This window comes from Azonexus sp. GW821-FHT04F04 (assembly GCF_059420025.1).
In genome coordinates this window covers 65,789-80,123 of the sequence record NZ_JBWKSX010000004.1, presented here as the reverse complement: position 1 = coordinate 80,123, position 14,335 = coordinate 65,789, and the positions used below count along the sequence as shown (strand labels likewise).

Annotated in this window: 10 protein-coding genes; 5 read left to right on the top strand and 5 right to left on the bottom strand. The window is 63.9% G+C overall.

The window, feature by feature from the left end:
* Nucleotides 1-121 precede the first annotated feature (121 nt).
* The 3 genes from AC07TV_RS09775 to AC07TV_RS09765 all read right to left on the bottom strand — a co-directional run bounded on the left by AC07TV_RS09775 (nucleotide 122) and on the right by AC07TV_RS09765 (nucleotide 3,054).
* Nucleotides 122-1,639: a methyl-accepting chemotaxis protein gene (locus AC07TV_RS09775; RefSeq protein ID WP_494648203.1), complete on the bottom strand. Its 1,518-nt coding sequence runs from the start codon at nucleotides 1,637-1,639 to the stop codon at nucleotides 122-124.
* Nucleotides 1,640-1,730: 91 nt separating this feature from the next.
* Entirely contained in the window at nucleotides 1,731-2,318 is a 588-nt protein-coding gene (locus AC07TV_RS09770; protein WP_494648202.1) for a response regulator, read from the bottom strand.
* A 136-nt stretch (nucleotides 2,319-2,454) separates the two neighbouring features.
* The gene (locus tag AC07TV_RS09765; protein ID WP_494648201.1) at nucleotides 2,455-3,054 is read right to left on the bottom strand and encodes a peroxiredoxin; all 600 of its coding nucleotides are present in this window, start codon (nucleotides 3,052-3,054) and stop codon (nucleotides 2,455-2,457) included.
* A gap of 210 nt (nucleotides 3,055-3,264) precedes the next feature.
* On the opposite strand from AC07TV_RS09765, the gene AC07TV_RS09760 reads away from it, so the two are divergent.
* From AC07TV_RS09760 to AC07TV_RS09740, 5 genes are read left to right on the top strand one after another with little or no spacing between them, the layout of a single operon-like run.
* A complete protein-coding gene (locus AC07TV_RS09760; protein WP_494648462.1) occupies nucleotides 3,265-4,701 on the top strand; it encodes a complex I subunit 4 family protein in 1,437 nt (478 codons plus the stop codon).
* Nucleotide 4,702: 1 nt separating this feature from the next.
* The gene (locus AC07TV_RS09755; protein ID WP_494648200.1) at nucleotides 4,703-7,741 is read left to right on the top strand and encodes a DUF2309 domain-containing protein; all 3,039 of its coding nucleotides are present in this window, start codon (nucleotides 4,703-4,705) and stop codon (nucleotides 7,739-7,741) included.
* A complete protein-coding gene (locus tag AC07TV_RS09750; protein WP_494648199.1) occupies nucleotides 7,738-9,264 on the top strand; it encodes a proton-conducting transporter transmembrane domain-containing protein in 1,527 nt (508 codons plus the stop codon). Before AC07TV_RS09755 ends, AC07TV_RS09750 begins: the two co-directional genes overlap by 4 nt.
* A complete protein-coding gene (locus AC07TV_RS09745) occupies nucleotides 9,261-10,760 on the top strand; it encodes a complex I subunit 4 family protein (protein ID WP_494648198.1) in 1,500 nt (499 codons plus the stop codon). The genes AC07TV_RS09750 and AC07TV_RS09745 overlap by 4 nt, the downstream gene beginning before the upstream one ends.
* A complete protein-coding gene (locus tag AC07TV_RS09740; protein WP_494648197.1) occupies nucleotides 10,757-12,214 on the top strand; it encodes a complex I subunit 4 family protein in 1,458 nt (485 codons plus the stop codon). The genes AC07TV_RS09745 and AC07TV_RS09740 overlap by 4 nt, the downstream gene beginning before the upstream one ends.
* A gap of 74 nt (nucleotides 12,215-12,288) precedes the next feature.
* On the opposite strand, the gene AC07TV_RS09735 is transcribed toward AC07TV_RS09740, so the two are convergent.
* Together AC07TV_RS09735 and AC07TV_RS09730 are read right to left on the bottom strand one after the other, a co-directional pair.
* Nucleotides 12,289-12,627: a zinc ribbon domain-containing protein YjdM gene (locus AC07TV_RS09735; RefSeq protein WP_226403726.1), complete on the bottom strand. Its 339-nt coding sequence runs from the start codon at nucleotides 12,625-12,627 to the stop codon at nucleotides 12,289-12,291.
* A 12-nt stretch (nucleotides 12,628-12,639) separates the two neighbouring features.
* Nucleotides 12,640-14,331, bottom strand: a complete 1,692-nt coding sequence (locus AC07TV_RS09730) for a SulP family inorganic anion transporter (protein WP_494648196.1) — start codon at nucleotides 14,329-14,331, stop codon at nucleotides 12,640-12,642.
* Nucleotides 14,332-14,335: the final 4 nt, after the last annotated feature.

The following is a 14,335-nucleotide window of genomic DNA, read 5'->3' as shown; positions in this document are numbered from 1 at the left end:
GCCATCCGGATGGATGGCGTAGTTAGTAAAAAGCCTCTTGCGTGCAAGAGGCTTTTTTATGTACCCATCGGGCAGCCGTCGGCTGCTGCCCTTGTTTTTGCCAGGCCTTGGTGGTCGGATTCTATTTGACCAGATCGGTCTTGAAACCGATGCGCACGGCGCCCCAGTGGCGGCCGCCGATCATGATGGGCATCGAGAGGTCAGCCAGGATTTCGCCGGTGTCGCGGACGTAGGTCTGGAACAGCGAGGACTTCTGGTTCTTGGCCAGCTTGAGGCCGACCGGATCGTTGAATATCCGCTTGTGCCGGCATTTGACCAGATCCACGGCCGGATCCCCGCTCGGCTGGTTGGAAAACACGCCGTTGTGGGCGGGAGCGTAGCCGTTGGTGTCGACTGACAGCGAATAGGTCAGGCCTGGCACGTCACGTAGCAGGTCGTCGTACATACGGGTCAGTTCGGCATCGCACTGGTTGTCGTAGGCCGTCGTGTAACGCTTTGGGTTGGAGCCGGGGATTTCCTTGTAGGCCTGATCGAAGACATTGACCCCGCGGTCAGCCATTCGCTGCAGCACGGCAACGACGTTGTCGCGGAAGCCGGCGCACTTGTCGTGCAGGGTGTCGAACATGCTGTTGCCGGTACGGAAGTCGGCCAGCGTGCATTGCAGGTCTTCGGTCGATTCGCGCAAGGTCTTGGCACTGTCCAGGCACTGTTTCATGCGCCCGGAGATGTCGCGAGAGTGATCGCGGATACCTTCGACTTCGTGGTGAATCGTCTGATTGCTCTCGCGCAGGTTGTAAATCGCACTCGAGATGGAGGACAGTTGCTCGGTGGTCTGCTTGAAATCAGCAACCATGGTCGTCAGGTCGGCTGCCGAGGTTTCGATGTAGCCGTTGGCCCGCGTCACTTCGCTGACGATGGTCTGCGTCTTGGCCGAGGTGTCGGAGACGAGGTTGATCATCGACTGGGTGTTCTGGCCGATGACTTGGGTCGCCGTCTTGACCTTTTCCGCCAGTTTTCGCACTTCGTCGGCGACCACCGCAAAGCCGCGGCCAGCCTCGCCGGCCCGGGCGGCTTCGATGGCGGCATTGAGTGCCAGCAGATTTGTTTGATCGGAAATGTCGTTGATCAGCGACACGATCTGGTCGATTTTCATCGAGTTGGTGTGCAACTCGGCAACCGTCGACGAGAAATGCTCGATGTGGGCGTTGGTCGACCGCATGGTCGAGGCCACGGTTTCCATTTGCTCGAGCGAGCGCTGGGCGAGATCGAGGTTGTTCTGGGTTGAGGCCTGGATCGCGTCGGAATTCCGCGCCACCTCGCTGACCGCCTGATTGACCAGATTGCTCGACTCGAAGACGTTGGCGGCCAGAGCCTCCTGGCGGCGCACTGCATCGTCGGTCTGCTGCACCTGGCTGTTCATCCGGGCGGCATCGGCAGCAATGCTGACGCTGCGTTCGCGAGCGTGCGAAATCAGGCCGCGGACGCGACTGAAAAAACGGTTGATGTTGGCGGAAATGCGTCCGGCAGGGTCGTTCCCGACATTCCCTACCGAATACGAAAGATCAGCGCTGCCGTCAGCAATCGCCGCGATGTCGCGGTCGATCTTTTCGAGAGCGCCGCTATTGCCAAAAAATCCCATGGTATGTCTCCTGAATCTTTTTTAGTGGACGGGATTGCGGTGCGGTTGTGATCGTCCCCCCGATACTGTCGGGCGGCGTCACTATTGGTTTTTAGTTGCTGCGCTGGCGTGCTGCCAGGCGGCCGAGGATGAATCCCTTGATTTCATGAAAGGGAATCGGTTTGCCGAAAACGGTGATATCCGACGGCAGGCCGCGTTCGAGAATTTCGTCGCGGTCGATGGCGCTGACGACGATGATGTCCATTCGCGCCAGATCAGTATTGGCACGCAGGCGGCGGATCATCTCGAAACCATCCATGCCCGGCATCATGAGGTCGGCGATCAGGATGTCGGGAACGCGCTGGCCGACTTGCAGCAGTCCATCGAAGCCATTGGCAACGATGCGCAGTTTGACCGGCAGGTTCCAGCTATCGACAGTCATCTGATAGAGCATTTGCAGGGTCAGATCGTCTTCGGCAACGAGGATTTCGATCTGGCCGCCATATTCCTGGGCGCTTGGCGTCAGGTTGCGCCGGCGGGCGAGCAGGGCATCAACAGACGCAACCGGAATCCGGCGATGTCCGCCGGCTGTTTTCCACGCTTCGAGCGCGCCGCTTTCAACCATGTTCTGAACGGTGCCCAGGGAAACACCCAGACGGAGGGCTGCTTGCCGGGTGCTGAGATATTCGGAATCGGCCATGATTTTGTCTTTGCTGAAATTACAAATTCGCCAAATTTTATCCTGTAATCGCGCGAAACTACAATAAAAAAAACCCGAGACGTATTGGCTCTCGGGTTTTTGCCGGAAATGCCCAGCCCGTGGGCAAAAGCGTTGGTTACAGTTTCTTGGCGTTCTTGGCCAGATAGGCGGCGACGCCCTCGGTCGACGCAGTCATACCGGGCTTGCCCTTGTTCCAGCCGGCCGGGCAGACCTCGCCGTGCTCTTCGAAGAATTGCAGGGCATCGACCATGCGCAGCATTTCGTCGATGTTGCGGCCGAGCGGCAGCATGTTGACGACCTGATGCATGACCACGCCGGTCTTGTCGATCAGGAAGGAACCACGCAGCGCAACGCCGGCCGCTTCGAGTTCGACGTCGTAGGCGCGGCAGATGTCGTGCTTGACGTCGGCAACCAGCGGGTAACCGACCTGGCCGATGCCGCCGTCCTTGATGGCGGTGTTCTTCCAGGCCAGGTGGGTGAATTGGGAGTCGATGGAAACGCCGATGACTTCGACGCCGCGCTGCTTGAATTCTTCCAGGCGATGATCGAAGGCGATCAGTTCGGACGGGCAGACGAAGGTGAAATCGAGCGGGTAGAAGAACAGGACAACGGGCTTGCCCTTGAAGGAGGAGAGCTTCAGTTCCTTGATTTCATTGTTGCCATATACGGCGGTGGCGGTGAAATCCGGGGCTTGCTTGCCAACGAGAACGGCCATGGGGAACTCCTTGTAATAAGTGGTTTGTCGGTTGGGGGGAAAAGGCCAATTTAACGAAGCTGGCATGTCGTGTCAAACCAGGATTCGCATCGGAACAACTCGTGATGTATGCGGCTTGGCTTGTCCGGAAAGCGCGGGTCGCTGGCATAATCCCGGTATGAAAATAATGATAGCCGAGCAGACTGGCGGAGGGGCCGGGACTTGCTGAAGGTGCTGGTTTTTCTGCCGGTGGTGGGCGCGCTCCTGCTGGCCGTTCTGCCGGTGCGCCGGGCCCTGCCGCTGTGGCAGGTGGCGATGGCTTTTGCGCTCGGGGCGCTGGGTTATGCGCTGTGGCTGGCCGGGCAATTCGAGGCGGCCGGGCCGGCGCTGCAGATGTTCGAGAGCCGGGCGTGGAATCGCCGGCTTGGTTCCTATTTTGCGCTTGGTGTCGATGGCATTTCGCTGGCCATGGTGCTGCTGACCGCGCTCCTTTCGCTGATTGCCGTGCTGATGTCGCGGCGCATGGAAGCGGGGGCGCGACTTTATTTCGTGCTGGTGCTGTTGCTCGAATCGGCGATGTTCGGCGTCTTCATGGCGCGCGACTGGTCACTTTTTTATGTCTTCTGGGAGGCGACGCTACTGCCGCTGTTTTTCCTGATCGACCGGCTGGGCGGGCCGAACCGGCAGCGCGCGGCGCTCAATTTCTTTTTGTACACGCTGGGCGGCTCGGTGTTCATGCTTGTCGCGCTGCTCTTTTTGTATGACGCGGCGCCCGGCCACAGTTTTGCGATGGCCGACATGGCCGAGGGCGGGCGCGGCCTGCCGCTCAATACGCAATTGCTGATCTTCGCCGGGTTTTTCATCGGCTTCGGCGTAAAGATGCCGGTCTTTCCGCTACACGGCTGGTTGCCGCTGGCCCACGTCGAGGCGCCCAGCCCGGTGTCCATTTTGCTCTCCGGCGTGCTGCTCAAGATGGGGGCCTACGGGCTGATCCGTGCTGCCGAAACGCTGCCCGCGGCGCTGCTGGCGACGCAGGACTGGCTGGTCGTCATTGCCTTCATCAGTTTGCTGTATGGCGGCATCCTCGCCTGGCGCCAGCAGGATTTGAAAGCCATGGTTGCCTATTCGTCGATTTCGCACATGGGTATCGTGCTGCTCGGCATCGCCACGCTCAATGTTACCGGCCTGACTGGTGCTGTCATGCAGATGGTGGCGCACGGGCTGACCGCCGGTCTGCTCTTCCTGATTGTCGGCCTGCTCTACCAGCGTACGCACAGCCGCGATCTGGCCGACTATGGCTCGCTGCTCGGCAAGGCGCCACGCTTCGCTTTCTTCACGGCCTTCGGGCTGCTCGCTGCGATCGGCCTGCCGGGCAGTGCCGGCTTCATCGCCGAACTGCACGCGCTGGTCGGCGGCTATCAGCGCTGGGGCGGCTGGGTGCTCATCCTTTGCCTGGCCATGCTCATCGGCGCCGCCTACAGCCTGCGCGTCATCGGTCGCCTGTGCCTGAGAGGCAAGACTATGGACCTGCCGGACATGACGCGGACCGAGGCGGTGGCGGCGGGCTTGCTGGCTGCCTGCATCCTTGGCCTTGGTGTCTGGCCGGCGCCTTTGCTCGACCTGATCGCCGGCAGTGTCGGCCAGGTCGCCCGACTGTTCGGGACATGAGATGAGCGCCGAAGACGACTTGCCTATCCGCGAGCGCCTGGCCCACTGGGTCGAGCATCTGACCCATGTGCTACCGGCGCAGGCGCCGATTCGCGATTTTGTCCATCACAACACGCTGCACGGCTTCCAGCATTTGCCCTTCGCCGAAGCGCTGTCGGCAGCTTCGGCGCTGACCGGGGCGGCGACCTGGTGGCCGGAGGCGAAATTCCGCGAATGTCTGGCCAATGGGCGGATCAGCGCCGACGACCTGAATGCTGCCCTCGACGATTTTGGCGTCGCCGATCTCGACGAATCCTTGATCCGCGCCCTGAGCCGGCGCGATGTCCTGCTCGCCAGCCTGATGGCCGGCAGCGAGGTGCCCGATGCCCGTCGTCTGGGCTGGCTGCAGCGCGAAACGGGCCTCGACGACGATTTCATTTTCAGCCATTTTTCCCGGTTGACCGTGGAACAGCCGGCCCCGGCCCATGTCTCGTCCTGGCAGCAACAGGCGCAGGCCCGCTGGGCCGAACTCTGTGGCCGGGTCGGCAAATCCTGGACTTGGCGCGGCCTGCTCGAATACCTGAGTGGCGAGGACGTGCTCGAGCGCGTGCGCAGCATCCTGCAGCGTCACCTTGCGGCGCATCTCGACCTCGGCGTCGCGGCCTGGCGCAACCCGGCGCAGGGGCAGGGCTTTTTCGCCGCCTGGCGGGCCAGTGCCGGCTTCGATCTGGCTTGGGAAATGGACGAGTTGCCCAATGTCCGCGACGAAATTTTGCACCTGCCCGACAGCCCGATCGACGTCCTGCTCGAAGAACTGCCGCGCCTGATCGCCGACGAAAGCCTGTGGCCCGGCTACCTGCAGCGTCTGAGCCTCGAGTTGCCTGGCTGGTCCGGCATGGTCCTCTGGCGCGACCGCCACCCGGCGCGCGGCGACGGCACGCCGGTAGCCATGCTCGAATACCTCGCCGTGCGCGTCCTGCTCGAACGCCTGCTTGCCGACGACCTGCTGCGCCGCCTGGCCGGCGGACCGCTGCATCTGGCCGAACTGCCCGAGCACTACGCCGCTCGTCCCGATGAATTCCTCGTTCGCGAGGCGCGCCACCACGCCTGGCTACCCGAAGAACTGCAAGGCCGCGCTGCCTGCCTGGTCGATCTGGCCCGCAATGGGCATGTCGATGTCGAAGACTGGCGCCATCTGGCCGAAGCCATCGCTCCGGCCATGCACAGCGCCCAGGCTGATAACACCGCCTGGCAACTGGCCGCCTTGAGCCGGCCGCTCGCCCTGTCGCTGGCCGACGTGCAGACGCTGAGCCGCGAAGAAGTCGCCGCCTTGCAATCGTGTGCCGGCAGTCTGAGCCCCGCACAGCGCAGCCAGATCTGGCTGCTCGCCTACGAACGCCATTACCGCGAACAACTGTTCTCGGCGCTGACCGCCAACCATCCGCGCCAGGCCGCGCCGGCCACCCCGTCGGCCCAGGTCGTCATGTGCATGGACGACCGCGAGGAGGGCACCCGCCGCCACCTCGAAGAAATCTCCCCGGACATTGTCACCTTCGGCGCCGTCGGCTTCTTCGGCGTGCCGATCTACTGGCAAGGGCTGGATGATGCCGGCCGGACAGCGCTCTGCCCGGTCGTCGTGCGGCCGACGCAACTCGTCCGCGAACTGGGCGTCGCCGGTGCCGAAATCGAACAGGGCCAACGCGCCGCCCGCCGCGAAAGGCGTCTGCACTGGCGCGAACGCTTCTATCAGGCGACGCGCCGGCGCGCCGTGGCCGGCCCGATTTTGACCGCGCTGGGCAGTCTGCCGGCGCTGGCCGCGCTGACGGCGATGACGCTGGCCCCGGGCTGGTTCGGCGAAACGACCCGACGCTGGCGCGAGCAATACGATGGCCGACTGCCGACCCGGCTCCAGCTGACCGCCGAGCGGCAAGCCGAGGCGACGCCCGAACAGCCGCAGCTGGGCCTGACCGATGCCGAGCAGATCAAGTACGTCGAAGATTTCCTGCGCATGATCGGCCTGGCCAGAGACTTTGCCCCGCTCATCCTGATCTTTGGCCATGGCTCGGGTAGCCGCAACAATCCCCACCTCTCGGCCTACGACTGCGGCGCCTGCTCGGGCAAACACGGCGGGCCGAATGCGCGGATCTTCGCCGCCATGGCCAATCGCCCCGAAGTACGCGCCGGACTGGCCGCGCATGGTCTGCTCATTCCCGAAAGCACCTGGTTCATCGCCGCCGAGCACAACACCTGCGACGACGGCGTCGAGTGGTACGACCTCGACACCGTGCCGGAACATTTCCATGCCGCGCTCGATACGCTGCTGGCCCAGATCGGCGAAGCCTGCCGGGCGCATGCGGCCGAGCGCTGCCGACGCCTGGCCTCGGCGCCAGTGCGCCCAACGCCATGGAAAGCCCGCCAGCACATGCTCGGCCGGGCCAGCGACATTTCCCAGGCCCGGCCGGAACTCGGCCACGCCACCAACGCCGCGGCCTTCATTGGCCGGCGCGAAATGAGTCGTGGCCTCTTTCTTGATCGTCGGGTCTTCCTGATTTCCTACGACCCGGCCAGCGATGACGACGGCGCCATCGTCGAAGACATCCTGCTCGCCGCCGGCCCGGTCGGCGCCGGCATCGCCCTCGAATACTATTTCTCGACCGTCGACAACGAGCATTTCGGCTGCGGCTCGAAAATCACCCACAACATCACCGGCCTGTTCGGCGTCATGGAAGGCGCCGATTCCGACCTGCGCACCGGCCTGCCCTGGCAGATGGTCGAAATCCACGAGCCGATGCGCCTGCTCGTCGTTGTCGAACAGACCACGGAGCGCCTGACCGCCATCCTCAATCGCCAGCCGCCGCTGCAGGAACTGATCAACAACGAATGGATCGTTTTGGCCGCCAAATCGCCGTCGACCGCAGCAATTGAACTTTACTGCCCGCGCCGCGGCTGGCTGCCGTGGTCCGGCAAGGCCGTGCTGCCGCAGGTCGCGCATTCGGCCGACTGGTTCGCTGGGGAGTCGGAGCCGCTGGCGCCGGCGATCATTCTCGGAGGCGTTCGATGATCCCGCTGCTCGCCAACCTGCCCGAATGGATCTGGCTCGTCCCCGTCCTGCCGCTGGTCGCCGTCGTCATCAATGCCGCCCGCGTCCTGCTCGGCACCGCCACCGGCGATGCCGCCGAGCCGCTCACCGCCCGGCTGTCGTCGCTCGCCGCTTTCGGCGGCCTCGTGCTGCTCCTCGCCATCGATGCCCTGGCACTGATCGACGCGCCCCCCGGCCACCTTCGCCTCGCCCACTGGTTCGGCAACGGCAACTGGGAGGCCACCTTCTCCTTCATGCTCGACCCACTGTCGCTGACGCTGGGTACGCTGACGGCGCTGATCGGCTGGCTGGTCATCCGCTTTTCGGCCAATTACCTGCACCGCGAGGCCGGCTTCCATCGCTTCTTCATCGCGCTGAGTTTCTTCCTGGCCGGCATCCAGCTCGTCCTGCTCGCCGGTAACGGGCTGCTCGCCTTCGTTGGCTGGGAAATGTGCGGTGTCTCGTCCTTCCTGCTCATCGGCTACGCCTGGCATCGGCCGGTGGCGACCGGCAACGCGCTGTTCGCCTTCGTCACCAATCGCGGCGGTGATGCCGGCTTTCTGCTCGCCCTCGGCCTGGCCGCCACCTGGCTCGGCGGTTTCGAGTGGACGCTGCTCTCGAAAGCCTCGCAGATCAGCGTCGTCAATGACCGTCTGCTGGTCATCGGCTTCGTCATCGCGGCGCTCGCCAAATCGGCGCAACTGCCTTTCTCGGCGTGGATCACCAAGGCGCTCGAAGGGCCGACGCCATCGTCGGCCATCTTCTACGGCGCGGTCATGGTCCATGCCGGCGTCTATTTGATGCTGCGTCTCGAACCATTGCTCCTCCAGGTGCCCGACGTCATGTTCGGCCTCGTCGTCGCCGGTGCGCTGACGGCCATCTACGCCTGGCTGTGTGGTCTGGTGCAGACCGACGTCAAGTCGGCGCTGATCTTCGCGACGTTGTTCCAGGTCTCGCTGATGTTCGTTTCCATCGGCCTCGGCTGGACGACGCTGGCCCTCGTCCATCTCTGCCTGCATGCCGGCTGGCGGGTCTGGCAGTTCCTCGTCGCGCCATCGTGGCTGGTCATCACCCGCGAGCGGCCGCCTCCGCCGCCGGCCTGGCTGCGCAACAATCAGTTGTTGTACACCGCCGCCCTGCAACGTTTCTGGCTCGACAAGCTGGCCGATACGCTGTTCGTCCAGCCGACGGCATCCTTCTCGCGCGATGCCCACGCCTTCGAAGAGCATTTCATCGACCACGCCATCGGCCAGCCAGGGCAGGGCAAGGCAGTTCATGCCGACCGCCCGCTGGTCATAGTCGATGGCTTGCCGGGGCGCCTGTTGGCCTGGGCCTCGGATGTCCTGCAACGCATCGAATACCGCCTGTTGCTGCGCGGCAAGGGCGGCACCGCCGAAAAGCTCATGCACCGGGCCGGCGCCTACCTGCGCACGCTGGAAAACCTGCTTGAACAGCCGCGCTACCTCATGATGGCCGTGATGGCGACTTTCGTGGTGATCCTGTGAGCGGCCTGACCGAAATCTTCTGGACCGAGCAAGCCAGCCTGCCGCTGCTCCTCGCCCTGCAACTGCTGCCGCTGCTCGGCGCGGCCGTGGTCTATGCCCTCAACGAGCGGCGAACCGGCGTCACGCTCGGCAAGGTCTTCGCGCTGGGCGAATTGGTGCTTTGCATCGTCGCCGTCAGCCACATCAACCCGACCCTGCCCGCCCTGCAACTGGCTGAACGCTTCGCGCCGCTGGCCTACCACGTCGCGGTCGACGGCCTGAGCCTGCTCTTTTTGCTGCTCGTCGCCCTGCTCACTTTGCTCATGACGCTCTACGGCATGAGTCGCGGCATGATTTCGCCGGGCCGGTTGTTTGCCGTCCTGCTGCTGGCCGAAGCCGGGCTGGTCGGCATGCTGGTGACGGTCAATGTGGCGTGGTTCGCCGCCTTCTCGGCCCTCGAATTGTGGGCGGTGGTTTTCCTGCTCCGCCGCTGGGCCTCGTCGCGGGCTGAAATCCATGCCCTGGCTCGCTTCGTCCAGTATCAGGCCTTCGGCTGGGTGCTCTTCGCGGCCGGTTGCTTGGTGCTCGGCTGGGGCCACGCCGAGGCAACCGGTGGCCGATGGAGCTTCGATCTCTTCGATCTGGTCGGCGCCGTGCCGGTTGGCAAGTTCCAGACCGCCGCCTTCTACCTGCTGTTCTACGGCCTGGCCGTGCGCACGCCGCTCTTCCCGCTGCACGGCTGGCTGCCCAACATGGCGCAACACGGCCTGATCGCCGTTGCCCCGGCGCTCATGGTCGGCGTCAAGGTCGGCATCTACGGCATGATGCGTTTCGTCCTGCCGCTGACCCCGGCGGCGGTCGAAACCTGGCAGCCCTACGTCGTCGGCTTCGCCATGGCTGGCGTCTTTTTCACGGCGGCGCTGGCTTTCCAGCAAAGCAACCTGCGCCGCCTGCTGGCTTTTGCCGTAGTCAGCCACACCAGCCTGCTCGTCATCGGCCTGTTCAGTCTGCATGAGTCTGGTATCCAGGGCGCCATGTTGCTCGCCGCCAACTTCGGGCTGGCGGTGACCGGTATGTGGTTCATCGTCGGCTTCGTCTTCCGGCGCACCGGGACGACCGAGTTGCACGAACTGTCCGGCCTGTTCGAGCGCATTCCCTTCCTCGCCATCGCCTTCCTGACTTTCGGCCTGGCCATCGTCGGCATGCCCGGCACGCCGGGTTTCGATGCCGCTCACCTGATTCTCGAAGCTTCCATCGACAAATTCGGCGCCCTGCCGACGGTGGCGACGGCCCTCGGCAACGTCGCGGCGGCCGGTTTCCTGCTCTGGGCTTTTCAGCGGGCCTTCCTGTCGCAGGCGAAAGCCGGTGGCCACGATGTCGACCGCACCTTGCCGATGGAATACGTCGTCTGCGGCATCGCGCTGGCCGCCATGCTGGCCATCGGCTTTTTCACCGAACCCTGGCTGTACCTGACCGAAACGGCCAGCCAGGCGGCCGCGGCGAGGTTCGTGCGATGAGCCTGCCGCTGCTCTCCCTGCTCCTGTTCCTGCCGCTCGGCGGCATCGCGGCGATCTGGCTGCTGCCGACGCGGGCGACGCGCCATGTCGTGGCCTTCTCCATGCTCGTCACGCTGGCTCTGGCCACCGCCGCACTGGTCGCCTACGACCCGGCCGGGGCGCGTTTCCAGCTGCTCGAACGGGTGTCGTGGATCGCCAGCCTGAATATTCATTACCTGGTCGCGGTCGACGGCATTTCCGTGCTGTTTTTGCCGGCCACCGCGCTGCTTTTCCTCGGCTCGCTGGTCGCCAGCTGGAACGCCGTGCCCGATGCGCCACGCCTGCATTTCAGCCTGCTGTTGTTGTTCGAGATGGCGACACTGGGGATTTTCTGCGCCCTCGATACGGCGCTGTTCTTCGTCTTCTGGGAACTGACGCTGGTCCCGCTCTATTTTCTTCTCGGCCGCTGGGGCGTGACCGGCGGCAGCGCCCACGCCGCGGCGCGCTATTTCCTGATCATGCTGGCCGGCGGTATTCCGCTGCTCATCGCCTTCGTCATCCTCGCCACCAGCCAGCCGGTGCCGACTTTCGACCTGACAGTCCTGCTTGCTACTCCGCTGCCGCGATCGACGCAGACGGCGGTGTTCCTGCTCTGCCTGCTCGGTTTTGGCGTAAAGGTGCCGCTCGTCCCGCTCCATACCTGGCTGCCGCAGTTTGCGCTGGCCGCGCCCGGTTCGCTGACGGCCCTGATCGTCGGCCTCAAGCTCGGTGCCTTCGGCCTGATCCGCTTCGCCATTCCGCTCGCGCCGCAGGCGGCGCTCGACCTGCACTGGCTGCTCGCCGGGCTGGGCACCGTCGCCATTCTCTACGGCGCGGTCGGTATGCTGGCCCAGAGCAACCTGCGCCTCGGCCTGGCCTACGCCAGCATCTGCCACGTCGGGCTGGCCGTGCTCGGCCTGGCTTCCTACACGGCGCAGGCGGCGCAGGGCGCGGTGTCGCTGCTGCTCAGTTTTTCGGTGGCAACCGGCGGGGCTTTCGTGCTGCTCGAATTCCTGCGCCAGCGTACCGGCTCAACCGACGTCAACGCGCTGGGCGGTGCGGCCAAAACCATGCCGCTGCTCGCCACAGGCTTCCTGATCTGCGGCCTGGCCGGCGTCGGCATGCCAGGCACGAGCAGTTTCCCCGGTGAATTCATGCTCATCATCGCCGCCCTGCAAAGCCACACCGGCGCCGGCATGGCCGCGCTGTTCGGCCTCTCCATCGCGGCCGGCGGCTTCCTGTCGCTCTATCGCAAAGCCTTTTTCGGCCCGGTAAGCCGGGCCGCGGTGGCCAACGCCAGCGACCTCCGGCCGCGCGAATGGGCTGTGTTGGTGGCGCTGATTGTCATGATCGCCACCATCGGCATCTACCCCGGGCCATGGATCGAAATTGTCAGGCCAGCGGCTGAAGCCTGGGCGGCGGGCTTGCAACGCTAGAAGGCGCCGCAAGCAGGCAATCGGAAGATTTCGATTTTGGCTGTTTTTTACGGTTGACCGTGGAAGTCTGAAAATCAGGCCTTCTTGACGAACTCCGACTTGAGCTGCATGGCGCCGATGCCGTCGATCTTGCAATCGATGTCGTGGTCGCCATCGATCAGGCGGATGTTCTTGACCTTGGTGCCGACCTTGACGACCGAGGACGAGCCCTTGATCTTGAGATCCTTGATGACGGTAACCGAGTCGCCATCCTGCAGGACGTTGCCGTTGGCATCCTTCCAGACGCGGGCCTGCTCGGTGCTTTCGCCGGCATCCTTGCTCCACTCATGGGCGCATTCCGGGCAGACGTAGTTCGTGCCGTCTTCGTAGGTGTATTCCGATTTGCACTTCGGACAGTTTGGCAAGCCGCTCATGGAGTTTCCTTTTCAGTAGTCTTCTTCAAAGCCGCCCATCAGATTGGGCAGCAGGATATAGGCGCGCTTGAGGGCTTCGCTCAGGTCGGTCAGGACGTTTTCGTCGCCGAGATGATCGATGAAGCCCGAGCGGTAAAGCAGCGAGCCGGGCTGCGAGTTGAGGCCGCAGACGAGCAGGGTGCAGCCGCGTTTGGCCAATTTGTCGCGCAGATTTTCGAGGCCTTCCAGGCCGGTGGTGTCGAGCTGGATCAGCCGCGTCATGTCGAGAATGACGACCTCGGGGTGCCCTTCGCGCGGATCGAGCAATTCTTCGAGCTTATTCGCCGCACCAAAGAACAGCGAGCCGAAAAGCTGCCAGGCAGCGACGCGCATCGTGCCATCCGGGTAGAGGAACTGCGGTTCCTGAGCTTCTTCGCTGAGCGGGAGACGATCAATCTTGGTCAGTTCCGACATCCGGTAGATGAAGAACAGGCTGGCCAGCACCATGCCCAGTTCGACGGCGATGGTCAGATCGAAGAGTACGGTTACCAAGAAGGTGGCGAGCAGGATGATCCGGTAGTTGTAGCTGTAACGGCGCAATTCGACGAACTGGTGCCATTCGCCCATGTTGATGGCAACCACCATGACGATGGCCGACAGCGTGGCCAGCGGAACGTAAGAAGCGAGCGGCGCGGCAACGAGGACGATGCCGAGCAGCACGGCGGCGTGGACCATGCCGGCGATTGGCGTCCGGCCGCCGGACTTGACGTTGGTCGAGGTCCGGGCGATGGCGCCGGTCGCCGCAAAGCCGCCGAACAACGGCGCAGCGATATTGGCCAGCCCCTGGGCCACCAGCTCCTGGTTGGGGTCGTGACGGTCGTCAATCTGGCTGTCGGCAACGCGGGCCGAGAGCAGCGACTCGATGGCGCCGAGCAGCGCGATGGTAATCGCCGGCGAGATCAGCTTGCCGAAATCGTGAATCGACAGGTCGGGAAGCCCGAAGTTGGGCAGTTCCTGCGGAATGCCACCAAACCGGCTACCGATAGTCTGTACTGGCAGGTCGAACAGGTAGGAAACCAGGGTGCCGACCAGGAGCACGGCGAGGGGGCCGGGGGCGCGGCGCAGGAAGGTAATGCGCTGGGCCAGCCAGTTGTACGACAGCAGGAAGGCGAAGCAGGCCGAGGCCAGGCCGAGAGTTGGCAGGTCGATCGTGTGGGCGTTGGCGGCCAGGGTCTTGATTCGGTGGAAGAATTCGGCAGGCAGGCTGTCGATCTGCAGGCCGAAAAAATCCTTGATCTGGGCAAGGAAGATGACGACGGCGATGCCGTTGGTGAAGCCGATGACGACGGTAACCGGAATGAAGCGGATCAATTGCCCCATGCGGGCGAGGCCCATGGCAAGCAGAAAAATGCCGGCCAGAATGGTGGCACCCATCAGGTTGGCATAGCCGTGGATGGCGACGATGCCGTAAACAATGGGGATGAAGGCGCCGGTCGGGCCACCGATCTGCACCCGTGAGCCGCCCAGCGCCGAAGTGATCAGGCCGGCCACGATGGCTGTCCAGATGCCGGCCGTCGGCGAGCAGCCCGAGGCAATGGCAAAAGCCATCGCCAGCGGCAGGGCCAGTACGCCAACCGTGATTCCCGCCGCAATGTCCTTGCCGAATTGCGCGCGGTTATAAGTAGGCAGGCAATCCAGCAGCTTGGGGTGGAAGGCGATTTTCATGACG